Annotated in this window: 21 protein-coding genes and 1 tRNA gene; 13 read left to right on the forward strand and 9 right to left on the reverse strand. The window is 62.7% G+C overall.

The genetic code is table 11. The features are described 5' to 3' along the window. Position 1: 1 nt before the first annotated feature. Both NH195_RS00600 and NH195_RS00605 read right to left on the reverse strand, forming a co-directional pair. Positions 2-3,670, reverse strand: coding sequence for an efflux RND transporter permease subunit (locus NH195_RS00600; protein ID WP_066701610.1), 3,669 nt, complete (start codon positions 3,668-3,670; stop codon positions 2-4). After that, the gene (locus tag NH195_RS00605; RefSeq protein ID WP_066701611.1) at positions 3,667-4,794 is read right to left on the reverse strand and encodes an efflux RND transporter periplasmic adaptor subunit; all 1,128 of its coding nucleotides are present in this window, start codon (positions 4,792-4,794) and stop codon (positions 3,667-3,669) included. The genes NH195_RS00600 and NH195_RS00605 overlap by 4 nt, the downstream gene beginning before the upstream one ends. Before the next feature lie 403 nt (positions 4,795-5,197). On the opposite strand from NH195_RS00605, the gene NH195_RS00610 reads away from it, so the two are divergent. The 4 genes from NH195_RS00610 (at position 5,198) to der (ending at position 10,127) form a co-directional block, all read left to right on the forward strand. After that, positions 5,198-5,845, forward strand: a complete 648-nt coding sequence (locus NH195_RS00610; RefSeq protein ID WP_066701612.1) for a hypothetical protein — start codon at positions 5,198-5,200, stop codon at positions 5,843-5,845. 60 nt (positions 5,846-5,905) lie between these two features. Next, positions 5,906-7,282: a PQQ-like beta-propeller repeat protein gene (locus NH195_RS00615; RefSeq protein WP_066701613.1), complete on the forward strand. Its 1,377-nt coding sequence runs from the start codon at positions 5,906-5,908 to the stop codon at positions 7,280-7,282. A gap of 37 nt (positions 7,283-7,319) precedes the next feature. Next, a complete protein-coding gene (locus NH195_RS00620) occupies positions 7,320-8,522 on the forward strand; it encodes a glycosyltransferase family 61 protein (protein ID WP_066701615.1) in 1,203 nt (400 codons plus the stop codon). Positions 8,523-8,609: 87 nt separating this feature from the next. After that, entirely contained in the window at positions 8,610-10,127 is a 1,518-nt protein-coding gene (gene der / locus NH195_RS00625; RefSeq protein ID WP_066701616.1) for a ribosome biogenesis GTPase Der, read from the forward strand. A gap of 149 nt (positions 10,128-10,276) precedes the next feature. On the opposite strand, the gene xth is transcribed toward der, so the two are convergent. The 5 genes from xth to NH195_RS00650 all read right to left on the reverse strand — a co-directional run bounded on the left by xth (position 10,277) and on the right by NH195_RS00650 (position 14,043). Beyond that, positions 10,277-11,107 (reverse strand): exodeoxyribonuclease III, encoded by an 831-nt coding sequence (gene xth / locus NH195_RS00630; protein WP_066701617.1) that lies wholly within the window; start codon positions 11,105-11,107, stop codon positions 10,277-10,279. Between the two features lie 33 nt (positions 11,108-11,140). Further along, positions 11,141-12,337: a BaiN/RdsA family NAD(P)/FAD-dependent oxidoreductase gene (locus tag NH195_RS00635; RefSeq protein ID WP_066701618.1), complete on the reverse strand. Its 1,197-nt coding sequence runs from the start codon at positions 12,335-12,337 to the stop codon at positions 11,141-11,143. Positions 12,338-12,437: 100 nt separating this feature from the next. Beyond that, entirely contained in the window at positions 12,438-12,794 is a 357-nt protein-coding gene (locus NH195_RS00640) for a hypothetical protein (protein WP_198403483.1), read from the reverse strand. Positions 12,795-13,101: 307 nt separating this feature from the next. After that, positions 13,102-13,461 (reverse strand): hypothetical protein, encoded by a 360-nt coding sequence (locus tag NH195_RS00645; RefSeq protein WP_066701622.1) that lies wholly within the window; start codon positions 13,459-13,461, stop codon positions 13,102-13,104. Positions 13,462-13,710: 249 nt separating this feature from the next. Continuing rightward, positions 13,711-14,043: a HesB/IscA family protein gene (locus NH195_RS00650; RefSeq protein ID WP_066701624.1), complete on the reverse strand. Its 333-nt coding sequence runs from the start codon at positions 14,041-14,043 to the stop codon at positions 13,711-13,713. A 158-nt stretch (positions 14,044-14,201) separates the two neighbouring features. Between NH195_RS00650 and NH195_RS00655 the strand changes: the two genes are divergently transcribed. The 9 genes from NH195_RS00655 to NH195_RS00695 all read left to right on the forward strand — a co-directional run bounded on the left by NH195_RS00655 (position 14,202) and on the right by NH195_RS00695 (position 24,110). After that, complete coding sequence (locus tag NH195_RS00655) at positions 14,202-15,374, forward strand: deoxyguanosinetriphosphate triphosphohydrolase (RefSeq protein ID WP_066701626.1); 1,173 nt, start codon at positions 14,202-14,204, stop codon at positions 15,372-15,374. 33 nt (positions 15,375-15,407) lie between these two features. After that, the gene (locus tag NH195_RS00660) at positions 15,408-17,396 is read left to right on the forward strand and encodes a cation:proton antiporter (RefSeq protein ID WP_081423718.1); all 1,989 of its coding nucleotides are present in this window, start codon (positions 15,408-15,410) and stop codon (positions 17,394-17,396) included. A gap of 53 nt (positions 17,397-17,449) precedes the next feature. After that, positions 17,450-19,168: an arginine--tRNA ligase gene (argS, locus tag NH195_RS00665; RefSeq protein WP_066701628.1), complete on the forward strand. Its 1,719-nt coding sequence runs from the start codon at positions 17,450-17,452 to the stop codon at positions 19,166-19,168. A gap of 141 nt (positions 19,169-19,309) precedes the next feature. Then, on the forward strand, positions 19,310-20,509 hold the full coding sequence (locus tag NH195_RS00670; RefSeq protein WP_081423719.1) for an SPOR domain-containing protein: 1,200 nt from the start codon (positions 19,310-19,312) through the stop codon (positions 20,507-20,509). 14 nt (positions 20,510-20,523) lie between these two features. Continuing rightward, on the forward strand, positions 20,524-21,519 hold the full coding sequence (gene nagZ / locus NH195_RS00675) for a beta-N-acetylhexosaminidase (protein ID WP_066701632.1): 996 nt from the start codon (positions 20,524-20,526) through the stop codon (positions 21,517-21,519). Between the two features lie 10 nt (positions 21,520-21,529). Next, a complete protein-coding gene (locus tag NH195_RS00680) occupies positions 21,530-22,345 on the forward strand; it encodes a segregation and condensation protein A (protein ID WP_066701634.1) in 816 nt (271 codons plus the stop codon). Further along, positions 22,338-22,976, forward strand: coding sequence for an SMC-Scp complex subunit ScpB (scpB, locus tag NH195_RS00685; RefSeq protein WP_066701636.1), 639 nt, complete (start codon positions 22,338-22,340; stop codon positions 22,974-22,976). Before NH195_RS00680 ends, scpB begins: the two co-directional genes overlap by 8 nt. A 90-nt stretch (positions 22,977-23,066) precedes the next feature. Beyond that, positions 23,067-23,318, forward strand: coding sequence for a hypothetical protein (locus NH195_RS00690; RefSeq protein WP_081423725.1), 252 nt, complete (start codon positions 23,067-23,069; stop codon positions 23,316-23,318). Between the two features lie 402 nt (positions 23,319-23,720). After that, positions 23,721-24,110, forward strand: coding sequence for a GGDEF domain-containing protein (locus tag NH195_RS00695; RefSeq protein ID WP_066701639.1), 390 nt, complete (start codon positions 23,721-23,723; stop codon positions 24,108-24,110). Between the two features lie 14 nt (positions 24,111-24,124). Here NH195_RS00695 and NH195_RS00700 read toward each other — a convergent pair whose 3' ends face one another. Beyond that, entirely contained in the window at positions 24,125-25,195 is a 1,071-nt protein-coding gene (locus NH195_RS00700) for a 2'-deoxycytidine 5'-triphosphate deaminase (protein WP_066701641.1), read from the reverse strand. A gap of 99 nt (positions 25,196-25,294) precedes the next feature. Beyond that, positions 25,295-25,371 (reverse strand) — tRNA-Pro (locus tag NH195_RS00705). Between the last annotated feature and the right edge of the window lie 57 nt (positions 25,372-25,428).

Consider the following 25,428-nt stretch of genomic DNA (forward strand, 5'->3'; position numbering starts at 1 on the left):
CTTACTCCGCCGCATCTTTTCCGGGTTTGCCGCGACCCGTTTCCGGGTGCTCCGGCTCGAGCTCGATCACGCTTTCGGGCGTGGCCGTGGGCTGTTCCATCGGGCGTTGCCTCTGAACGGTTTGCGAGGCGCGTTCGGCGTCGTAGCTGTCGGGTCCGGCCCAGCTCTCCGTTCCCGTGGTCCAGACGAATTCCGGGTTCTTCGCGCGTCTGGCCTCGCGGCGCAGGCGATAATCCTCGGCGGCCGCACTCTGGATGCCCATGCGGGTCATCAGGCGCATCACCGCGTGGTGCACAAAGACCCAGAACCACACCCGTGCGGCCAGCATCGCGGGGGTAAACACCAAGGTCAGGATCGTGGCGATGCCGAGGCCGAAAACGACGGCGGTGGCGAGGTTGGTCCAGAACTGCGCCGTGGGCGAGTTGATCGTATAGCCGCCGCCCAGAAAATCGAGCGAGACCGCGAACATCATCGGCGTCAGCCCGGCCATGGTGGTGATCGTGGTCAGAAGCACGGGCCGGATGCGGTCCTCTGCGGTGCGGATGATGGCCTCGATCTTGGGCATGTAGCGGGCATATTCCTGATAGGTATCAATGAGAACGATGTTGTTGTTCACCACGATCCCCGCCAGCGCCACGACGCCGGTGCCGGTCATGATCATGCCGAAGGTCATGTCCATCACCATGAGGCCGATCAGCACGCCCGCCGTCGACATCACGACCGCCAGAAGCACCAGAACCGAGTTGTAGAAGCTGTTGAACTGCGCGAGCAGGATGATGAACATCAGCGCCAGTGCGGCGCCGAAGGCTTTGCCGAGGAAGGCCCCGGTTTCCTTCTGTTCCTCATCGTCGCCGGTCCATTCCCACGTCACACCTTGGGGCAGGGGATTGTCCGCCTCAAGCCATTGGGTCAGCGTTTCGATCCGCTCGGTCGGTGTGATCGTGACGCCATCGTCGCGGGTCATGCCGCTGTCGACGGCGGCTTTCACATCGTAATAGCGCTGCTGATCGACGCGGGAAATGGAGGCGAGTTTCGCGACCGGTTCGCGGGTGATGAAATTCGACAAGGGCACCAGACCGTCCGTGGTGCGCACTTTCAAACTGTCCAGCGTCGAGAGCACGCGGAACTCTTCGGGCAGGCGCACGCGAATCTCGATTTCCTCGTCCGAACTGTCGACCCGCATGGTGTCGAGCAGGATGCCGCGGGTCACGAGCTGGATCATCCCGCCGACCGTCGCCACATCCGCCCCGAACCGCCCGGCTTTCTCCACATCCACGTCGATCTGCCAGTCGATGCCGGGCAGGGGCCGCGTGTCTTCGATGTCGGCCAGTGCGGGCGTCTCGTCGAACTTGGCGCGCACGATTTCGGTGGCCGTCTCCAGCGTGTCGAAATCGTCGGCTTTGAGTCGAAGGTGAACGGGTTTCGCGGAGGCCGGTCCCATGGAGAGGTTCAGCGTTTCTGTATAGATGCCCGGCAGCCTTGCGAGTTTTTCTTCGAGCTGCGCCAGCACATAATCGCCGTCATATTCCGCGCTGACATGGGTGTTTTTGAAAAACAGGAACCCGTCTTCCGTGGTGGTCGGCCGGTCGTCCCAGGGGATCAGCTCGACCTGAATTTGCCCGATGGTGTCGCGCGGCGCGGAGGTGCCGCCGGTGTTGGAATTGAGCCCGCCGTCGCCGGCAAAGACGAAGGCATTGTCGACACCGGGCTGGCTCAGCACGATGTCCTCCGCCTGCCGCACCAGCGCGTCTTTCTCGGTGACGGACAGGTTGCCGCGCGCTTTGACATAGATGATCGCCTGTTCCGGTTCGGTGGCGGCGAAGAACTCGACGCCCTTGTTATGCGACCCGTAATAGGAGAACACCGAGGCAACCGCGACGATCACGGCGAGGATGGTGACGGGCGGCATGACCGGGTTGGCGGTGATGAACTGGATCACATGGCCGAAGGGCGTGCGTTTGTAGCCGGATTCGACCTTTTTCGGCGCTTTCTCGATGCGCAGCGCGCCAAGAGTGATGGAACTCAGTGAGCCGCCAAGGAAGATCAGCACCAGTGCGAGCAGGAAGCTTTCGCGCAGGAACAGGAAGAGGCCCACGCCGAGGATGGCCAGAGACAGGGCGGCGAGGACAAGGCGGAGCACGCGAGCCGTATGATCATGCAGCAGATCGGAGATCTGGCTGTAAAACCGCGCGATCCGGCCCGTGACCCCGCCCATGACCGGCAGGTAGATCAGCGCCACGATCAGCGAGGCGGAGAGCACGAAAATGATCGTGACCGGCAGCATCCCCATGAACTCGCCCGCCACCCCCGGCCAGAACAGCATCGGCAGAAAGGCACAAAGCGTGGTGGCGGTCGAAGAGACGATGGGCCAGAACATCCGCTTGGCGGCCTCGACAAAAGCGGTCATCGGGCCTTCGCCCTCGTCCATTTTGCGGTCGGCATATTCGACCACGACGATGGCCCCGTCGACCAGCATGCCGACGGCGAGGATGAGTCCAAACATCACGATGTTGGAAATCGTAATGTCCATCAGGCCCAGAAGAATGAAACACAACAGGAAGGATGTGGGGATCGCGAAGCCCACCAGCAGGGAGGAACGGATGCCAAGCGCCGCAAGCACCACGATCATCACAAGCGCAATCGCGGTCAGAACCGAACCTTCGAGCTGGCTCACCATCGACGAGACCTGCGTCGACTGGTCGTTCGACGTGCCGACCGTGATCGCCTGTTGCAGCGGTTCGGGCCAGCTTTCGTATTCGGTCTGTACCGCCTTCTTGACCAGCGCGACCGTGTCGATCACCGGGTAGCCTTTGCGCTTGACCACCTGAAGCGCGACAGTGCTCTCGCCGTTGAACCGCGCCGTGCCCGCCCGGTCCTCGAAGGTCAGGCGAATGTCCGCCAGATCGCCCAGCGTTACCACCCGGTCGCCATTGACCTTGACGGGAAGCGCCATGACATCGCGCTGATCGTTGAAGCTCGACGGGATTTTGATTGAGAACGTGCCCTGATTGGTCTCGATCTCGCCCGCCGCCACGAGCTGGTTGTTGTTGGTGACAACGCTGATCAGTTCGCCCGCTGTGACGTTGTAGCTTTCGAGCCTAAGCGGGTCGATCACCACTTCGAGCATCTCGTCGCGATGGCCGGTGAGCTGAGCCTCCAACACCGGTTCCAGCCCTTCAAGCCGGTCCTGCATCGACTTGGCGTATTGCACCAGCGTGCGTTCCGGCACCGGGCCGGTGAGATTGACGATCAGGATCGGGAATTCGGAGAAATTCACCTCCGAAATGGTGTAATTGTCCGCTCCATCCGGGAAATCCGCCTGCACCCGGCCCATGCGGTCGCGCACGTCTGCAATGATCTTGGTCTTGTCCCAGCCAAATTCGAACTCGAGCCAGATGCCCGCGTAATTCTCCGCCGCCGTGGCCGACATGGTATCGAGCCCGTCGAGATCCGACAGCTCCGTCTCCATCGGCTTGATCAAAAGTTTCTCGGCATCCTCGGCGGAAATGCCGGGGAATTGCACCGACACATAAAGCCCGGGGATTTCAATGTCCGGCTCGCCCTCTTTCGGCAGGCTGACATAGGCATAAGCCCCCGCGATCAGGGTCAGCGCCACGAAGGCGAGGATCATCCGGGCATGGCGCCCGGCCCAGTCGACGAGGCCGGTCATTGTTCGGTCTCCGTTTCGGTGTCATCCTCGAAATGCGGTTCGATCAGGACACCTTCGCGCACGAATTCCTGTCCGACGGTGATGATGTCCGCCTGTTCCGGCAGGCCCGCGACCCAGATGCCTTCGCGCGTGTCGCGCAGCACCCTGACGGGGGCGAAGACGACGCGATTGTCCGGCCCGGCAAGCCGCAGTCCGATCAGCCCGTCGTCATTGAGCGTCAGCGAGGATTGCGCCACCAGATGCGCCATTTCGCCCTCGGCCCGGATTGCCAGTTCGACGGTCTGGCCATCGCGAATGGCAAAGTCCGGGTTCGGCACCTCGACCTCGACGCGGAAGGTGCGGGTGGCGGCATCGGCGGAGCGGGCGAGATAGGTGACATGCCCGGTGACGGTATTGCCGGAAATCAGCCGCGCGCCCGCGCGCGCGCCGATTTGGATCTCGTCGACCTCGGTCTCGGGGGCGTAGCCCACAAGTTTCATCGGATCGAGCTGAATGACCGTCGCACAGGCCGCGCCTGTCGTCAGGAAGGTGCCGAGCTCCGCCGTGTCGCTTTCCAGCAGCCCCGCGAAAGGCGCCTTGATCTCGAGGTTTTCAATGTCGCGCGCGGCCTGGGCAAGCGCCGCACGGGCGCTCTCGACACCGGCCTCGGCGGAGAGAATCTGGGTCTCGGAGGCATAGCCGCCCGAGGCGAGTTTGCGGGCGTTGCCCAAAGCGACCTCGGCTTCGGCCAGCGCGGCCTGCGCCTGTGCGAGCGTAGCATCGCGTGTGCCGCGGTCGATCTGACACAGAAGCTGTCCGGCCTCGACCAGTGCGCCCTTGCGCAGCGGTTCGTTGACGACGCGCCCGGCGGTTTCGGCCGTCACCGTGACCTCGCGCGCCGCTTCCGTTTCGCCGCGCAGCACAACGGTGCTGTCGAGCGGTTCGGCCTGCGAATGCCGGACCACGACAGCGACCGCATGAGCCTCCGTGCGAGCCTTTTCGGCGGGGGGCGTGAAATCTGCCTCGACCTGCGCGGCTTCGGGGGTGCCCGTCGGGGCAGTGCCGTTCAACCGGTCGCGCTCGAAGATGAACAGGTAGAGCGCGGCGGTGACGAGAATGGCGATGGCGATGGAAACGATGCGCATGTGTCTGTTGCTGTCCTTGTGGGGCCCGCGACATGAAGGCCGTGGAGCGGTCTTTGCGGTTGATCCTTCCCGGTGTCACGGTTTCGGGAGTTAATCGGATTAACATTGTGGCCAAGATGGATAAGACTTCATCTTATCACAAGAGAAAGATACGCAAAGATGACGTGTAAAAACGTCTCAGAAGAAGAAATTTTCCGGTATCGTGCCGAACTGCACGCAGTCCGGGAGTCTATTGAGCGTTCGCGCACAGAGGTGCTCCCGCGCTCTCGCGCCTGTGATCCTAGGGGCGTTTGTGCCCGGGCCCGGTGTGTCGCGCAGGTCTTGGCATTCCGTCGCAGATCGGGGTAAGAGGGGGCAGACGTTTGAAATACCAATTCCGCAGCGCGCGGTCAGGGGGGCGAGAGTGAGCCATACCGATAGCTTTATCGACGAGGTGACCGAAGAGGTCCGCCGCGACAAGTTCTACGCTTTCCTGAAGAAATACGGCTGGATCGGAATCGTCGCCGTGCTGGCGCTGGTGGGCGGTGCGGCCTGGACGGAATATTCCAAGGCGAAAGCCCGGACGGCAGCGGAAGCCACGGGCGACGCGATTACCGCGGCCCTGGGCGCCGAGACGCCCGAGGCGCGTGCCGCCGCACTTGCCGATGTCGCGGGTGGCGAGGCGCGGGTGGCCATAGCGATGCTGCGCGCCGGTGAGCTTCATGCCGCGGGCGATGTGAAGGGCGCTCTGGCCGTTCTGGCGCCGCTGGCTGCCGACGACATGCTGGACCCGGTCTATCGCGATCTCGCGGTGCTCAAGACGGTGATGATCGGTGCCGGGGAAATCTCGCCCGAGGACCGCATCGGCCAGCTTGCGGGCATTGCCAGCCCCGGTGCGCCCTATCGGTTGCTCGCCGAGGAACAGCTTGCCGCGGCGCAGGCGGAAATGGGCGATACACAGGCGGCGATCGACGGCTATCGGGCGATCTCGCAGGACGTGGATGCAAGTAATGCCTTGCGTCGGCGCGCGGCACAGATGATGGTGGCGCTTGGGGCGGATCCCGCCGAGTAAGGGTCGCGACAGGCAAGGGGCGGGTGTGGGATGCGTAGGGTTAAAGCAGGGAGTGCAGGGATGATCGGTCAGACATGTAAGGCCGGGACCGGCGACGTCAGAACCGGAAAGGCCGGGATTGGCAAGGCCGGGCTGTTCATGGCGATGCTGGCGCTGACGGCCTGTGGCGCCGGGCGGGAAGAGATTCTCCAGGGCACCCGGCTCGATCCGAGGGATGGCTCCGTGCTCGCCGCCGCGAACACCGGCCCGGTGGTGAATCGCGCCGAGAAGATTTCTCTGGGAACGCCGATCACCCGTGATTCCTGGACGATGACCGGGGCAGGGCGCACGCATGCTTCTGGCCACAACGCGTTCACCTCCGGCACGCCGCATCTGATGTGGACCGCGGATATCGGTCAGGGCAAGACCCGCCGGGCGCGGTTGACCGTTGATCCGGTGGCCGAGGCCGGTGTGATTTTTGCGATGGATTCGGCGGCGCGCGTGACGGCGGTCTCCGCCAGCAGCGGTGCACCGGTCTGGTCCGTCGATCTGACACCTGCGGGCGAGAAAAGCGGCAAGGTCTTTGGCGGCGCTCTGGCGATCTCCGGCAACACGCTCTACGCCACCACCGGCTACGGCGATCTCGTGGCGCTCGATCTGTCGACCGGCGGGGAGCGCTGGCGTCAGCGGTTCGAGGCCGTGGGGGCTGCGGGCCTGTCTGTCCATGACGGGCTGGCCTATGTTGTCGCGGGCGACGGTCAGGTCTGGGCGGTGCAGACCAAAGACGGTCGGGTGAAATGGACCCTCAGCGGTCCGGAAACCATCACCTCGCGTGCCGGTGCCACCTCGCCGGCGATCGGAGACAAGTTCGCCGTGCTGCCGTTCTCTTCGGGCGATCTCTACGGTGTGTTCCGTCAGGGTGGCGTGCGCTACTGGTCGGCCTCTCTGGCCGGTCAGCGCAGAGGCGTGGTCTATGCCAACGTGTCCGACATCACCTCCGATCCGGTGATCGTCGGCGACCGCTTCTATGTCGGCAACCAGGCCGGGCGCTATGCCGCCTTCTCCATGGACATGGGCGAGCGGATCTGGACTGCGGACGAAGGCGCCTATAGCCCGGCCTCCGTGGTCGGCGGCTCCGTGTTCATCGTCACCGACCGCAACGAGCTTGTGCGTCTGTCGGCGTCGAACGGGCAACGGATCTGGGGCGTGCAACTGCCCTATTACACCACCGACAAGGTGCGCAAACGTAAGGCGGTCTTCGCCCATTACGGTCCGGTGGCCGCAGGTGGCAAGATGTGGGTGGCGTCCGACGATGCGGTGCTGCGCGGTTTCGATCCGGTCTCGGGCGCGCTGGTCGCCACCGTGGCTCTGCCAAAGGGCGCGGCGTCCGATCCGATCGTGGTGAATGGCACAATGTATCTCCTGCTTGAAGACGGCTCGCTCGCGGCGCTGCGCTGAGGCCTTGCGGAGACGTGAGCGCGGGTGATGTAACGGTATGAAACAGCTCGATCTTCCACCGGACCGCCCGATCCGGGATCGGGTCGTCGTGTTGGAAAACGCGCTGTTCCTGCCGAACCGGCGGCGTAAGGCGACCTGGCGATACTGGGGCGGCGTGCAGTCAGCCGATGGCAGCGAACACCCCTATGCCACCGGCTGGCATTATCCGCGGGACCGGGCGAATGTCATCCCCGAGGACTATCCTCTGCCCGAGGAGATCCCGACGCTTGAGGGCGATTTCCTCTATCTCGGTCATTACCCCTCGGGGTTCGGGCACTTCCTTCTCGAAGGCACGGCGCGGCTCTGGCACCTGCGGCAGAATGGCAAGGCCCATTCTGCGGCGCTGATGCTGAAACCGCGCAAGCTGGCGCCGGAGGGGGTGGAGCGACAGATTCGCAGCTTTGCGGAGTTCTGCGGGCTTGAGGTGCCGCCGATGATCTGGCCCGACGGGCCGGTGCGTCTGACGAATCTCACCGTGCCGCAACAGGGGTGCGGGGCACTCGAACTGATGCTGGGCGCGCCGGAATATCGCGACATGATCGTCGGGCATTTTGCCGCCGATGTGCCTGCCAAAGGGGCGAAGAAGATCTACATCTCCCGCAGTGCCTTCGATTCGACTCATGGCTCGCTGATCGAGGAGGACAAGCTCGAAGCGCTCCTGAAAGACGAGGGGTTCGCGATCTATCACCCGCAGGAGCACAGCTTTCGCGACCAGATCGCGCAATACAAGGCTGCGGAGGTGATCGTCGGTCTCGACGGGTCGGCGTTTCACGCGCTCGCTCTCGTGGGCTGGTCTTCGGACAAGACCGTCGCGATCATCCAGCGCCGCCCGGCGGCGGAGGCGGCGCTGCAGGCGCGCCAGCTCGAAGCCTTTGGTGTGGCCCGGGTCGGGGTTGTGGCGGGGCATGAGACGGCTTGGTCTCCGGCGGGCACGCGACGCGCGGCGCTGTCGATGTTCGGCACGCTGTCCTTCGCCGAGACCGGACGGGCCCTTTATGAGCTGGGTGCGATCTCGCGGCCCGACGTCTGGACGGACACGCCGCGTGCCGAACTCGAGGAGCGGGTGCGGGCCATCGGGGCCTGGCTGGAGCGCGACATGTACGAGGTGCGCAACTCCGCCACCCCGCTGGATGACAGGCCAGCGCGTCTGCATTCCGATCACATCACCCTGATCCCCGAGACCACACGCAGGCCGGGCTGATTGGATGCGCCGGGCATGCCGCAGAGTTTCCTCTGGACAGTCGGGTGCAAAAAGGTATACCCCGCAGGGTCAACTCCGGAGCGTTTCATGTCTTTTTCACTTGCCATCGTCGGCCGCCCGAACGTGGGAAAATCGACCCTGTTCAACCGCCTGGTTGGCCGGCGGCTGGCGCTTGTGGACGATCAGCCCGGCGTCACGCGTGATCTGCGCGAGGGTGAGGCCAAGCTGGGCGATCTGCGGTTTACCGTGATCGACACGGCGGGTCTCGAAGAGGCGACCGACGAGAGCCTTCAGGGCCGGATGCGCAAACTGACCGAGCGCGCCGTCGATATGGCCGACATTTGTCTGTTCATGATCGACGCCCGCGCGGGCGTTTTGCCCGCCGATGAGGTCTTTGCCGACATTCTGCGCAAACGCGCCAAACATGTGATTTTGGCGGCCAACAAGGCCGAGGGGCAGGCGGGCGAGTCCGGTTTGCTGGAGGCGTTTTCCCTGGGCCTCGGCGAGCCGCTTCGGCTCTCCGCCGAACATGGCGAGGGCATGCCCGATCTTTACGCCGTGCTGCAACCTTTGGCCGAAGAGTTCGATGAACGTGCGGCGGCAGAAGCGCCGGAGGTGGACGTCGAGCTGACCGAGGAAGAGCAGGAACTGGGCGAGGGCGAGGATATTGGCGGCGAGTCCCGCGAATTTACCTTCGACAAGCCGTTGCAGATCGCCGTTGTGGGCCGCCCGAACGCGGGCAAGTCGACGTTGATCAACAAGCTTCTGGGCGAAGATCGCTTGCTTACGGGTCCCGAGGCCGGGATCACCCGCGACTCGATTTCCGTGACCATGGACTGGAACGGCGTGCCGGTGCGCGTGTTCGACACGGCGGGGATGCGCAAAAAGGCCAAGGTGCAGGAAAAGCTCGAAAAGCTCTCCGTCGCCGATGGTCTGCGTGCGGTGAAATTCGCCGAGGTCGTCGTTGTGCTGCTCGATGTGTCGATCCCGTTCGAGCAACAGGATTTGCGGATTGCCGATTTGGCCGAGCGCGAGGGCCGCGCCGTGGTCGTGGCCGTCAACAAATGGGATACGGAAACCGATAAGTCCAACAAAGCCAAAGAGTTGCGCGAAGAATTTGCGCGCCTTCTGCCGCAGCTCCGGGGCGCGCAGCTTGTGACCGTTTCAGCGGTGACCGGCAAGAATTTGGACAAGTTGCAGGAGGCGATCCTGCAGGCCCACGCGATCTGGAACCGCCGTGTGTCGACGTCGCGCCTGAACAACTGGCTGGGCGCGATGACCGAGGCGCACCCGCCGCCCGCACCGGGCGGTCGCCGGATCAAGCTGCGCTACATGACGCAGGTGAAAGCGCGCCCGCCGCAATTCGTGGTGATGTGCTCGCACCCCGACGAGTTGAACGACAGTTACAAACGCTATCTGGTCAACGGGTTGCGCGAAGATTTCGACATGCCGGGGACGCCAATCCGGCTGTTCTTCCGCTCTCAGGCGGATAAGAACCCGTATAAGAACAAGACGAAATCCACGCCGTCGCGGCTGCGCAAGCACTTGGGCAAGGACCGGGCGGATGCGCCGAAGGTCAAGAAGCAGCGTCCGCCGAAGAAGTGATGCGGACGTGAGAAAAAAGCGCTAAAGCGCTTTCGCTTCGCGGAGGAGTGAACGGCGGAAAAGAAACGCGCCAGTGGCGCGTTTGAGCCGAGAACGGGCGGAGCCCATGAGACAACAGAAGGGGGGCGTTGTGCCTCCCTTCTTGCGTTTCAGAGGTCCAGTTCGACCCAGATCGGGACGTGGTCGGAGGGTTTGTCTTTGGCGCGGGTGAAGGCGTCGATCTGGCAGTCGGTCAGGAGATCGGCGGCCTGCGGCGACAGGAGGAAATGGTCGATGCGGATGCCGTCGTTCTTTTGGAACGCGCCCGCTTGGTAGTCCCAGAACGTGTAGGTGTCCGGCGCACCATTGCGGACGCGCAGCGCGTCGGTGAGGCCAAGCGCGGTGAGGCGGCGGAATTTGGTGCGGCTTTCCAGACGAAACAGCGCGTCGTCTTTCCAGATCTCGGGGCGTTTTGCGTCTTCCGGTTGGGGGATCAGGTTGTAATCGCCCGCCATCAGGAAGGGCTGCTCCTCGGCCAAAAGCGCTTCGGCGCGGGCGGTCAGGCGGTCGAACCATTTGAGTTTGTAGTCGTATTTCGAACCTGGCACGGGCGTGCCATCGGCATCGAGATCGACCGGGTTGCCATTCGGCAGATAGAGCCCGCAGATGCGGATCGCCTGCCTCTCGCCCACGACCGTCGCCTCGATGTAGCGCGCTTCTTCGTCGTCGTCGCCATCGCGCCCCGCACCTTCGCCGCCGGGCAGGCCGCGCGTCACATCCTCAAGCGGCAGTTTCGAGAGCAAAGCCACGCCGTTGAAGGATTTTTGTCCATGGGTTTCAACGTTATAGCCCAAGTCCTCGAAGATCTCGCGGGGGAAATTTTCGTCGACGGATTTGATCTCTTGCAAGATCGCCACATCCGGTTCGGCCTCTTTCAGCCAATCCGTGAGCGCCTCTGCGCGCGCCTTGATGCCGTTGATGTTGAAGCTGGCGATTTTCATGGCTTCTCCCTCTTTTGCCCCTTTGTAGGGGGCTTAGCCTTGGTCGGCAATGGCCCGTCCGGCCGCCGCCGCCGAGGCCCAGGCCCATTGGAAATTATAGCCGCCGAGCCAGCCGGTCACATCCACCACCTCGCCGATGAAATAGAGGCCGGGGACGGATTTGGTTTCCATGGTTTTCGACGAGAGCGCATCGGTGTCGACCCCGCCCAATGTGACTTCGGCGGTGCGGTAGCCCTCCGATCCGGTGGGTTTGAGGGTGAGGCCGTGGAGTTGGTCCGCGACGGCGTGCAGGGCCTTGTCGGATTGGTCGGCAAGATTGCCGCTGAGCGCGAATTTCTCTGCCAACGCCTGCGCAAGTTTCGCGGGGAGTAGCGTCGCAAGGGCGGTTTGAAGCTGGCGGCGACCGTTTTCGGCGCGCGCGGCTTTCAGAGCCTCAAACGCGTTTTGCCCCGGCAAGAGATCGACGGTGATCGCATCGCCTTCGCGCCAGTAATTCGAGATTTGCAGGATCGACGGGCCGGACAGCCCGCGATGGGTGAACAAAAGCGCCTCATCGAACGAGGTCCCCTGCGCCGAGACCCGCGCCTCCACCGCCGTTCCGGCGAGCGGCGCGATCCAGTCGAGTTCGTGCGGCGCGAAGGTCAGGGGCACGAGGCCCGGGCGGGTGTCTGTCACGGGAAGGCCGAATTGGCTGGCGATCTGATAGCCAAGCCCGGTCGCGCCCATTTTCGGGATCGACTTGCCGCCGGTGGCCACGACGAGATGGCGACAGGTGACAGGACGCCCCGAGAGGATCAGGCGGAACGCTGTGCCGTCATGGGCGATCTCATCGACGGAGGTCTCCAGACGGATGTCGGCGGCGCGGGCCTCCGAGAGCAGCATGTCGACAATCGCCGCCGATTTGCCATCGCAAAACAGCTGGCCAAGGCCTTTTTCGGGGTTTTTCTCATGCCATGTGATGCCGTGGCGGGCCAGAAGGTCGATGAAATCCCATTGCGTGTAGCGCGCCAGAGCGGACTTGGCGAAATGTGGATTGCCGGAGAGGTAGTTTCCCGCTTCGGCGTAGAGATTGGTGAAATTGCAGCGCCCGCCGCCGGAGATGCGCACCTTTTCCGCCGGACGTTTGGCATGGTCGACCACAAGCACGGAACCACCTCGCGCGGCTGCAAAACCCGCACAGAACAGGCCTGCGGCACCTGCGCCCAGTATGATCGTGTCGACATGCTCCATGGGCCGGTTTGATCAGGCCGGACGGAGTATTGCAAGTCAGATTGCAGACAGAACAAAGGCCTCGCATATGCGAGGCCTTTTCTCAAAGCGCAGACTGGGTTCAGTCGATCGGGTTGCGATCTCTGACCTTCGCCGTGGCCGCAGGCGTCGTCGTATCCGTGGTGTAGAGCACGGTAAGAACGTCATTCAGAGCCGGTGTGGTGAAATTCACCCGAACATCGGTGTTGACGCCGGCTTTGACCGGAGCGGAGCCGAGCACTTTTCCGTCGGTGCCGGATTTGTTGTCGTAGGCGTAGATCACGCCATCGGTTTCAGCACGCACGAGTTCAAGCGTCACGCCGGAATTGGTGTTTTGGGCCTCACCCGGCTTGATGTAGTTCGATCCCGCGAAGGCAGCGGAACCGGCAACGGCGATCAGGGAGGCGGCAACAATGGTTTTCATGGAATGTGTACTCATGATTTTGGTCCTTTGGAAGTCAGACCGGGCATATCCCGGGTCCATTATATGTCCTGTCTCATATGGGGTACTCCGGGGCGGAGGTAAGAGTCTGAATGATCACAAGATTGCGCGTGAAAAGTGACAATTTCGTGTGTGAATCCCTGTGGCAACGCCTGTGCGAGAACGCGCAGAAAGGAGGGGTCTTCATGTGCGATGTGCATCAGGTCTCAGGCCTGGCCATCCCTGAAGCCGCGAAAAGCCCCCTTGTGGGGCTTTTCTATCGGTTCTATCGGTCATGCGGGTTTCATCTGTCGTGGATGGGAGCTTACATCTTGTCGAGATTGCGCAGGGTGGTGGTCGCGACCGGCGCGCCTTCTTCGCTCAAGACCACGAGCGCTTTCTGGGCCACGTTCGGGGTGAGCTCCACTTTCACGTTTGTGTTGGCGCCGGCATGAACCTCGGCGGTCCCCAGCAGAGCGCCTTGGGTGCCGTTCGAATAGTCGTAGATCGACACGGTCCCCGCCTCGGAGGCCCGCACCAGCTCGAGGTTGATCACGGAGTTCAGGCTCTGGATTTCGCCCGGGACGATGTAGTTGTAATCCATATTGGCCGCGAAGGCGGTGCCGGAGGTGGCGACGGCGAGAAGAGCGGCAGCGGTCAGGGTTTTTACGGAATTGAAGGTCATTTTCTTATCCTTTCCAGGAAGGCGTTTGAGAATGGCGGAACGGGAAGAACTTCGGGTCCGTCTGTGTGATCAACAGGTGGAGGTCGCCACGCGGGTTTGTAAGGGGTTGATATGTCACAAAAATGCGCCTCGACCGTGACTTTGCGTGTGCGATTTCGTGATCGGAGCGGCGCGGTGACCTGGGAAAGCCAAAGAAAAAAGGAGATCCGAAGACCTCCCCGATCACGAATGGCGACATTCCGCCCGGTTTTACATCGAAAACGACACGCCGCAGCCGCAGGACGCGGTGGCATTGGGGTTGTCGATCACGAACCGCGCGCCGATCAATTCCTCGGTGAAGTCGATGGTGGCGTTTTCCAGAAAGGGCAGGGAGACCGGGTCGATCACCACCACGCCACCGTCGCCCTTCAGGACCACGTCGTCCTCGGCGGGCTCGTCGAGCGTGATGTCATACTGAAATCCGGAACAGCCGCCTCCCTCGATGGCCACGCGCAGAGCCTTGCTCTCGCCGGTCATTTCGTTGATTTCGGCCAGCCGGGCATACGCGCGGTCTGTCACTTTCGGCGGCAAGGTGAGGGGCATGCTGTCATTCCCGGGTGTTCAGGCTGAAAAAACAGCCGGTTATTGCGATTTTCCCGCGTCATCTGTTTGTCGCGGAGTGCTGGGCACAATATAGTCCTCACAAGGAACAGCGACAAGACAGCCATGAGGACGGAGGCGATGGCTTCCGGGAAGAGCAGATGTTGAAACCCTATGCGACCCAGCCTTTTGAAACGCGTGGACGGCTTTACCCCGAAGAGCTTTCGACCTTTCGCTCGCCGTTTCAGCGTGACCGCGACCGGATCATCCATTCCTCGGCCTTTCGGCGCCTCAAACACAAGACGCAGGTTTTTGTCGAACATGAGGGCGATTATTACCGCACGCGGCTAACCCATTCCATCGAGGTGGCGCAGGTGGCGCGCACGCTTGCGGGGGCTTTGGGGCTGAACGAAGGTCTGGCCGAAGCCGTGGCGCTCGCGCATGATCTGGGGCATTCGCCCTTTGGCCATACTGGGGAGGATGCGCTTGAACTTCTGATGGCACCTTACGGGGGCTTCGATCACAACGCTCAGGCGCTTCGGATCGTGACCAAGCTGGAACGCCATTATGCGACCTTCGACGGGCTGAACCTGACCTGGGAAAGCCTTGAGGGCATCGCCAAGCACAACGGGCCGATCATCGGCCCCAATGCCGACAAGAAAAAACACCCGGACGACGCGCCCTTGCCCTATGCGCTCAAGGAGGTGAACGACCAGTTCGATCTGGAGCTGCACACCTTTGCCAGTGCCGAGGCGCAGGTGGCGGCGATTGCCGACGATGTGGCCTACAACCACCACGACCTGCATGACGGTCTGCGCGCGGGGCTTTTTACCGCCGAAGACCTGATGGAATTGCCATTGACGGGGCCGGCCTATGAGGAGGTCGACCGGCTCTATCCGGGGCTGGAGCGCAACCGGCGCGACCATGAGGCGTTGCGGCGGATTTTCGGCTATATGGTCGAGGATGTGATCGCGATTGCCACCAATCGGCTGGAAAGCGCCAAGCCGGAATGTGCGCAGGACATCCGCGATATGGATCGGACGATCATTCGGTTTTCGAAGCCGTTCTTCCAAAACCTCAAGGCGATTAAATCCTTTTTGTTCAAACGGATGTATCGCGCACCTTCGGTGGTGAAAGAGCGCAAGCGGGTGACGGAAATGGTCAATACGCTGTTCCCGCTGTTCATGGAACACCCGGAGCTTTTGCCCCCGGAATGGCGCCATGAGGTTGATGATGTTCAGAGCGACACGGAACTTGCGCGCCTTGTTTTGGATTATGTTGCCGGGATGACGGACCGGTTTGCCATTCAGGAATATGAGCGGCTCTGCACCTGATCTGAGTATTTACGGCACAAAGGAAACAGCGGCATGGCGGCGGGAACAGGAACGGGACTGGGCGCGGTGGAGGCCTTTGCGCTTGTGGGCGTTTTGGGCGTCGGGGCGCAGTGGCTTGCGTGGCGGCTGAAGCTGCCCGCGATTGTTCTGATGCTGGCCGCTGGGTTGGTGGTCGGGCCGGTGCTGGGCGTGTTCGATCCGGCGCGCGATCTAGGCACGCTGGTGCAGCCTTTGATCTCTCTTGCCGTGGCAGTGATCCTGTTCGAAGGCGGGTTGACGCTCGATCTGCACAAGCTGGGTGACGCGAAGAAGGGCGTGATGCGGCTGGTGGTGATTGGCGCGCCTTTGGGCTGGTTCCTGTCCTCGGCGGCGCTGCATTGGGGGGCGGGGCTCGGATGGGAGGCCTCTGCGGTGTTCGGCGGCATTATGGTGGTGACCGGGCCGACCGTCATTGCGCCTTTGCTGCGGCAGGCGAAATTGCAGAAACGCCCGGCGAACCTGTTGCAATGGGAGGCCATCGTCAACGATCCGGTGGGAGCACTGGCCGCCGTGCTGGCCTTCGAATTCGTGCTGGTGGGGCGCGAGGCGGAAAGTCTGCCTGCCGCACTGACCCAGTTGGGCGTGGGGATTGCCATCGCCATGGCCGTTGGCATCGCGGCAGGGGCGGCGATTTCTTACGCGTTTCGGCGGGCGTTTGTGCCGGAATATATGAAGGTTCCGGTGCTGTTTGCTACTCTTCTGGCGACCTTTGCCTTTCCCAATATGATGCTGCACGAAAGCGGGCTTTTGGCCGTGACGGTGATGGGGCTGATCATCGCCAATGCCGATCTGCCGTCCTTCGAAGAGCTGCGCCGGTTCAAGGAACATGCGACGATCCTTTTGGTCTCGGGTGTGTTCATCCTTCTGGCCTCCTCGATGGATTTCGCCTCTCTCGGGCAACTCACATGGCGCGCGGGGCTGTTCGTGGCGCTGGTGATCCTTGTGGCGCGGCCTCTGACCGTGCTGATCTCGCTCATCGGCACCGGTCTGCCGCGCAACGAAAAGCTGTTGATCGCGCTCACCGGTCCGCGCGGCGTGGTGCTGGTCGCGGTGGCGGGGCTGTTCGGCGAACGTCTGGCGCAGGCGGGCGTCGGCGACGGGTCCGTGATCGGCCCTCTGGCCTTCGTTCTGGTTCTGGCGACCGTGGTGCTCCATGGGTTTACGCTGGCCCCTGTGGCACGCGCTCTGGGGCTCGCGTCCAAGGGGCGTCCGGGGGTGCTTTTGCTTGGCGGCTCGCGCTTTACCACCGCTTTGGGCGAGCTTTTGAGGCGTGAGGAGGTGCCGGTTTTGGTCGCCGATCCGAACCACGCGCGCCTGCTGCGCCCGCGCACGGCGGGGCTGCCGGTGTTTTATGGCGACATCCTTGGCGAGGCGGCGGAGGACAGTCTGGAGATCCTGTCGTTCGAGACGCTGATCGCGGCCACCGAGAACGACGCCTACAATACTCTGGTCGCCACGGATTTCGGGTCGGAATTCGGTCGCGATCAGGTTTGGCAGATCGCCCGCGAAAAGGGCGAAAGGGCGCGCCATTCGTTGCCTTCGCAGCTTGGCGGGCGGCCTTTCGGGGCGGGTAAGACCTTTGGCGAACTCGAGGAGCTGATGAAACAGGGCTGGCGCATCACCGCGACGCCGCTGACCGAGGATTACGGCTTCGATCAGTGGAAGGAGGACCGCCCGCATGCGCTTTTGCTCGGGCGGCTGGTCTCGGGCGGGGTGTTCAAGCGGTTCTTACAGGAAGATGCCGAATTGTTGTTCCCGCGCCGGGCCGAGGCGGCCATCGAGGCTCTGCCGGAAGATCAGCGTGAGACGGCGCGCGAGGCCTTGAAACGGCGGCGCACCGATCTGCGTCTCAATGCAGCGCGCGGACGGATGGGGGCGGGGGTGAAACTCGTGGCGCTTGTGCCACCTGAAAGCGAGCGCAAACGCGTGGACGGGCTGGCCGAGGGGCAGGCGGACGGCGTGGCGGAGGGTCAAGCCCGTTGACCTTGGCCACATGCGTGGTAAACCCGCGCCAAGCTATACATTAGAGAGACGTCATGAACCTGTTCGCCGATATCCGTGTCCTTGTGATCGACAGCCTTGCGGCGCTGACCGCCGAGGGCGCACTGCCCGAGGGGCTCGATTTTGCCAATGTCGCCGTGGAGCCGCCGCGCGATCCGCTGCATGGCGATATGGCGACCAATGCCGCGATGGTTCTGGCGAAACCGGCCAAGGCGAAGCCGCGCGATATTGCCGACAAGCTGGCCGAGAAACTCGCCGCCGATCCGCGTGTCGAGAGCGTCGATGTGGCGGGGCCGGGGTTCATCAACCTGCGTCTGGCGCAAGGTGTCTGGACCGGGCTCGTGGAGGGCGTTCTGACGGCTGAGGGCTATGGCCGCTCGAGCATGGGCGCGGGCAAGAAGATCAACGTCGAATATGTCTCCGCCAACCCCACGGGGCCGATGCATGTTGGGCATACCCGTGGTGCGGTGTTCGGCGATGCTCTGGCGTCCCTGCTGGATTTCTCGGGGTATGATGTGACGCGGGAATATTACATCAACGACGGCGGGGCTCAGGTCGATGTACTGGCGCGGTCCGCATTCGAGCGCTATCGCGAGGCCAACGGGCTGAACCCGGAGATCGCCGAGGGCATGTATCCGGGCGATTACCTCAAGCCGGTGGGCGAGGCGATGAAGGCGACATATGGTGAGCGCCTTCTCAACACGCCGGAAGAGCAATGGATCGACGAGGTGCGCGAATTCGCCACCGGCGAGATGATGAAAATGATCCGTGCCGATCTCGCCTCTCTCGGTGTCGAGATGGACAATTTCTTCTCGGAGAAATCGCTCTACGGCACGGGGCTGATCGAGGCCGCACTCAAGGAACTCGATGACAAGGGGTTGATCTACGAGGGCGTTTTGGAGCCGCCGAAAGGTAAGACGCCGGAAGATTGGGAGCCGCGCGAGCAGACGCTGTTCAAATCCACCGAACATGGGGACGATGTCGACCGCCCGGTGAAGAAATCCGACGGCTCCTGGACCTATTTCGCTCCCGACATCGCCTATCATTACGACAAGGTGAAGCGCGGCTATGACGGCATCATCGACGTCTTTGGCGCCGACCATGGCGGCTATGTCAAACGGATGAAAGCCGCCGTCTCGGCGCTGTCCGACGGCAAGGTCGAGTGCGATATCAAGCTCATCCAGCTTGTGAAACTCTTCAAGAACGGTGAGCCGTTCAAGATGTCGAAACGTGCGGGCACCTTTGTGACGCTGCGTGATGTGGTCGAGCAGGCGGGCAAGGATGTGACCCGCTTCATCATGCTGACGCGCAAGAACGACGCGCCCTTGGATTTCGATTTCGACAAGGTTCTGGAGCAATCGAAAGACAACCCGGTGTTCTACGTGCAATATGCCCACGCCCGGGTCCGTTCGGTGCTGCGCAAGGCAGCCGAACAGGGCGTGACCCTGACCGATACGCCGAAGTTCGACGACCCGGCGGAGATCGCGGTTGCGCGCAAGATCGCCGACTTCCCGCGTCAGGTGGAAATTGCCGCCAAGGGCCACGAGCCGCACCGGATCGCCTTCTATCTCTATGAGCTGGCGTCGGATTTCCACGCGCTGTGGAACAAGGGCAACGAGAACGAGGCGCTGCGCTTCCTGCATGACGATGCGGAGCTGTCGGCGGCGAAAATCGCCCTGCCGCGCGCCGTGGCCGTTGTGATTTCCGCAGGTCTTGGTATCCTTGGTGTCACTCCGGCGGAAGAAATGCGTTAAGCCGCAAGGCTTTGGGCGAACAAGGGTCGGAAACCCCGAGAGGAGCCGCGGGCAAACGAGGGCATAAGACCCTCATGCGGCCTCTCAAGAGCAGATGACAGCCCGCAGAAAACAAAGCGGGAAACGAGCGAGGCGAAGAGAATGCAGGACGTGTCGAACGGCCCCCGTATGGGCTATGGATCGCCGCAGGCGGACGGTTATTCTTCCTATGACAATCACTGGCAGCGGGCTGAGCCGCAGGTGACGCGCGGGACGCATAATCCGGGTTGCGGTCATCCCGAGATGCGTCAGAGGCCGGATGCGGACCGGCTTTTTGCCGATGGACATGTGCATTTTGAGCAACAGTCGCCGCGCCATACCGCGACCGGTTTTCAGGACCCGCGTGCCTCATATGAGGCCGGTCCGGCCTATGTCTACGACACCACGGACATGCTGTCGGAAGAGGGGGCGGAGCGCCCGCATCTCGGGCCGGCGCAGTGGGGCGGCGCGATCGTCTCTCTGGCGCTAATTCTCGGACTCGGCATCTGGGGCTATAAGCTGATGGTGCGCGATGTGACCGGCGTGCCGGTGATCCGCGCCATGGAAGGGGCCGCGCGCATCCTGCCGGACGATCCGGGCGGGCAACTGGCGATGCACCAAGGGCTTGCGGTCAATTCCGTGACCGCCGACGGCTCCGCCGCGCCGCCCGCAGACCGTTACGTTCTTGCGCCCGCTGCGGCAGACCTGTCGGAGGAAGATCAGCCGATGGCGGACATCCGACCGGTGCTGAGTTCCTATGAACCGTCGACCGCCGATTATGCGGTTCAACCGGCCTCCGCGCCTCTGGAAGAGATGGCTGTGGAGCAGGATCCGCAGGAACTCGAGGGCGTCGAAACGGCGGTCGCCGCCGAGCCGGAGCTGCTTGCAGAGGCATCTGTCGCCAACGCTAGGCCCGTGCCGTTACCGAAACCGCGCCCGGTGCGTCTGGCCTCTCTGGCCGCGGAGCAGGGGGGCGCGAGCCTCGATGGCGTGGCCGGTGACATTCTGGCGGCTCTTGGCGCTGCCGAAAGCGTCGAAATGGCCCGCGAAATGGCCCCGGAGGATGTGCCTGAGGGCAGCCGTCTGGTGCAATTCGGCGCCTATCAATCGGCCGAGGTGGCGCGGTCCGAGTGGGAACGTCTGACAGGGCGGTTCACCGATCTCATGGACGGCAAGACCCGGGTGATCGAACGTGCCGAAAGCGGTGGCAAGACCTTCTATCGCCTGCGCGCCTACGGGTTTGCCGATGCCTCGGACTCCAATAGGTTCTGTGCGGCGATGACCTCGATGAACGCGGCCTGCACGCCGACGGTTCAGCGCTGAGCGCCGGAGAACCCATGGGGCAGGGCGCATTTATCCTTGGTTGTGAGGGGCTTGCCCTCACATCTTCGGAGGTTGAATTCTTTAGGTCCTCTAACCCTTGGGGATTTATTCTTTTTGCCAGAAATATTTCCGATCCGGTGCAGCTTCGCGCACTTACCGGCGCGTTGCGCGAGGCGGTGGGGCGGGACGCGCCCATTCTGATTGATCAGGAAGGTGGCCGGGTGCAACGGATGCGCGCGCCGCATTGGCGGGAGTTTCTCCCGCCTATGGATCAGGTGGAACAGGCTGTCTTGAAAGGGGGCGCCCCCGAACGCGCCCTGTGGCTGCGCGGGCGGCTTCTGGCGGAGGATCTGCACAGTGTCGGCCTCGACGTGAACTGTGTTCCCGGCCTCGATGTGGCACGCCCCGACACCCATCCTTTCCTGCGCAACCGCTGTCTTTCAGAGGACCCCGACACGGTCGCCCGCATGGGCCGCGCTTTGGTGGACGGCATGGCGGCGGGCGGGGTGGCGCCGGTGATGAAACATCTGCCGGGCCATGGCCGCGGCACGGTGGACAGCCATAAGGGCCTGCCGCGCGTGACCGCCACGCGGGCGGAATTGCAAACGGATTTCGCGCCCTTCAAGGCGCTGAACGATTTGAGCATGGGTATGTCGGCGCATATCATCCTGGATGCGGTGGACCCCGAACGACCGGCGACGCAAAGCCCGGACGCGATCCGGGTGATCCGCGAGGAGATCGGTTTTCAGGGCCTGTTGATGACGGACGACATCTCCATGGGGGCGCTCGAAGGTACGGTGCGGGACCGTGGTGAAGTTGCCTTGAAGGCGGGTTGCGATCTCGTGCTGCATTGCAACGGCAATCTGGCGGAGATGGAGCAGATCGCGGCGCTCGGCACGATGAGCGCGCAGGCACAGGCCCGTGCAGACCGGGCGGCGGACACGCGCCCGGCCCATGTGCCCATTGACACGGACGCGCTGGCGGACGAGTTTTTAGCCTCGTACTTCTGAAGAGGGCCCGATGGCCGATCCCGATCAGTTCGACATCAACGACATCCTGACGGTCGAGGAACGCCTCGCCGCCGAGGCTTTGATCGTGGATGTCGACGGGTTCGAGGGGCCGCTTGATCTTTTGCTGCAATTGTCGCGCACGCAGAAGGTCGATTTGATGAAAATCTCGATCCTGCATCTGGCGCAGCAATATCTGCTCTTCGTCGAGAAGGCCAAGGAGCTTCGGATCGAACTGGCCGCCGATTATCTGGTGATGGCGGCGTGGCTGGCATTTCTGAAGTCGCGGCTCCTGTTGCCGCCCGATCCGACAGACGACGGCCCTTCGGGTGAGGAACTGGCCGCGCATCTTGCCTTTCAGTTGCAACGTCTGGAGGCGATGCGCGAGTCCGCCGCCAAATTGATGGCGCGCGATCAGAAGGGCCGGGATTTCTTTGCCCGTGGCATTCCCGAAGCGGTGCAGCGGCTGCGCAATGTGACCTATACAGCGAGCCTTCTCGATCTGATGCAGGCCTATGCGAGGGTCCGGACCAAGGACGAGTTCCGGCCCTTCGTTCTGGACCGTGAGGCCATCCTGTCGATGGAGCAGGCGCTGGAAAAGCTGCGCTACCTGATCCCCTATGCGGTCGAATGGGCGGATCTGTCGTCTTACTTGCCCGAGGGCTGGGAACTCGATCCCAAGAAACGGCGCTCGGCGACAGCGGCGACCTTTGCCGCCTCGCTGGAACTGGCGAAACAGGGACAGATCGAGATTCGTCAGGGCGGCACCTTCGAGCCGATCCAGATCAAGGCTCGGCAGATCAGAACACCACGGAGAGAAAATGGCTGAGGAAGATTGTCAGGAAGAGAGCCTGTTCGCAGCCCCGCCTTTGGCCGAACAGGAGCGTATGGTCGAGGCCGTGCTGTTCGCCTCGGCAGATCCGGTGACCATTGCCGATCTGGCGGGCCGGATGCCGCATGGCTGCGATCCGAAGGCGGCGGTCGAACTTTTGCAGAAACGCTACGAGGGCCGCGGCGTGCGGGTGGTGCGTGTGGGGGAGGCCTGGGCGATCCGCACCGCGCCCGATCTGGGCTTTCTGATGCAAAAGGAAACCACCGAGACCCGTAAACTCAGCCGCGCCGCGATTGAAACGCTGGCGATCATCGCCTACCATCAGCCTTGCACCCGCGCCGAGATCGAAGAAATTCGCGGCGTCTCGGTGTCGCGCGGCACGCTCGATCAACTTATCGAGCTGGAATGGATTCGCTTCGGCCGGCGGCGGATGTCGCCGGGGCGCCCGGTCACTTATGTGGTGACGTCCACCTTCCTCGATCACTTCGGGCTGGAGACGGCGCGCGATCTGCCGGGGGTGAAGGAATTGCGGGCGGCAGGGCTTCTGGAAAGCCGACCGATGCCGGGACTCGACGAGGAGCGCGACGAGGACGAGCATCAGGACGACCTGTTCGAGGACGAAGCCTGAGGGCACAGAGTTTGCGTTGCCGTGCCGCGGAACGACCTTATTCCTGCGGTAACCGGACTGATGACAGAGATGAGAGGGAAGGCAGACGTCATGAATTTGGACAGATTGATCTCGATGATCGTCAATCGCTTCGTGCGCACCCTTGTGAACAAGGGGGTGAATGCCGGGATCGACGCCGGGACGAAAAGCCTTGCGAAACGCCGTGGCGCCAAGACCTCTTCGGGGGTGGAGTTGACGCCGGAGCAGAAGGCGGATCAGGCGCGAATGGCGAAGCAGGGCAGGGACACCGTACAGAGAGCGAGAAAGATTGCCCGGATGAGCCGGCGAATCGGTAAATTCTAGGTCGGTTGTGACGAATCTTTTCCCGTTTTAAATACGGCGACATAATATTACGCCTGTGTTCAAGTATCCTGCGAATTTCTCTGAAAACATTTAGGGGATGTTAACCTGTCCCGTCAGAGACTTCCGCATTCCGTGAAGTGCCGGGCCGTGAAGTGCCGGGCAAGGGTTCTGGCAATGGGCCCCCGGAATCTGTGCCGGTTTTTGAAAGTGACTGATGCCATGTCAGGTTTGCATCTATTGGATTTGCGGAAGGATCGGTCTTTCCGACGTTCGAGAAGATCGAACGGGAACGGCGCAACCTGGCGCATGTGATGCGGCAGCAGGCGCGGCACGATCCGTTGACCGGGCTGATGAACCGGCGTGCGGTTCGGGATTATATCGGCGGGTTTCAAGACAGGGCGGATGCGCGAGGTCGGCAAATGGCTGCGTGGCAAATTGCGCCCTTCCGATTTCCTGGCGCGTTGGGGCGGTGAGGAATTCCTCGTGCGGCTGCCGGGGGCCGACCTGCACCAGACCATGAGCATGGCACAGGTGCTCCGAACGGCGGTGGTAGCCCATGTCGACGGGGACAACACGGGGGAGCGCGAGGCGATCACCCTTTCGCTTGGCGTGACTGTCTATGATCGGCAGATGAGCGAGGACACGCTGGAGCAGGCGATCCAAAAGGCCGATGCGGCGCTTTACACGGCCCAATCGAAAGGTCGCAATCAGGTGAAGTGCTGTGACAAACCCGCGCCCGACGGGCAGAATGCCGTCGAGGAAGTCTTGCCGAAAAGTTTGGCGTTGCACTGAACCGCTGCGGGGCCTCAGCTTCGGAAATGTTTCGACAGTTTGAGCCCCTGGCCCTGATAATTCGAGGCAAGATCGGCACCGTAGAGCCGGTCCGGGCGGTTTTCCATGCGCTCATAGACCAGGCGACCGACGATCTGCCCGTGTTCCAGAACGAATGGCGCCTCGTGGCAGCGCACTTCGAGCACGCCGCGCGCCCCTTCGCCGCCCGCCGCCGCATTGCCGAAACCGGGATCGAAAAAGCCCGCGTAATGCACCCGGAATTCGCCCACCATCGCCAGATAAGGTGCCATTTCTGCGGCGTAATCGGGCGGGATATGCACGGCCTCGCGGCTGACGAGAATATAGAACGCCCCCGGATCGAGGATGATCTGGCCGGTCTTGGAATAGATCGGCTCCCAATAGTCCGCCGGGTCGTAAAAGCCGATGTTGTCGAGGTCGATCACCCCGGTGTGCGGCTTGGCGCGATAGCCGACGAGATCGCCCTCGGCGGGTTCGAGATCGACGGAAAAGCCCAGCCCCTGGTCAATCACCGCCACGCCATTGACGAGCGGGCTCTCGGCATGGAGCGCCTCCAGCTCGGCATCGGACAAAACCGATTGCCCGGCGCGGAATCGCACCTGATTGAGTCGCATGCCGGGGCGCACCAGAACGGAGAAGGAGCGGGGGCAAATCTCGGCGTAAAGCGGCCCGTCATAGCCGGGTGCGATGCGGTCGAATTCGACGCCTTCGTCGGTGATCAGCCGGGTCAGGAGATCGAGGCGCCCGGTCGAGCTTTTGGCATTGGCCACGGCCTGAATGCCGTCGGGCAGGGCGAGGCGTTCCATCAGAGGCACGACATAGACGCAACCCTTTTCCAGAACCGCCCCCTCGGTCAGGTCGATCTGATGCATTTCAAATTCGGAGAGGCGTTCGGCGACCGTGCGGCCTTCGCCTGCCAGAAACGAGGCCCGGACCCGCCAGGCCCGCGTGCCGAGACGCAGATCGAGCGAGGCGGGCTGCACCTGCGCGTCGATCACCGCCGGGCTGGCCGTGATCTCGCCGCGTGTCAGCATCTCCCGAATGGCATGATCGGCCAAAACACCCATGTCGTCCTCCCCGGGCCCTCAAACCCTTGTTTCTGATCCGAAAGCTGTAACGCAAAACCGCCCGCAAGCCCAGAGGCCGCGAGCGGTTTTGAGGTGTTTTGGTCGGGCTAGCAGGACTTGAACCTGCGACCTTCCGTCCCCCAGACGGACGCGCTACCAGGCTGCGCTATAGCCCGACGTGGACCCCTTACATAGTGATTTCCGTGGCGGGGGCAAGCGCTAAATTGGCAAAT

Origin of the sequence: Celeribacter ethanolicus (genome assembly GCF_001550095.1) — a bacterium.
Classification (GTDB): domain Bacteria; phylum Pseudomonadota; class Alphaproteobacteria; order Rhodobacterales; family Rhodobacteraceae; genus Celeribacter; species Celeribacter ethanolicus.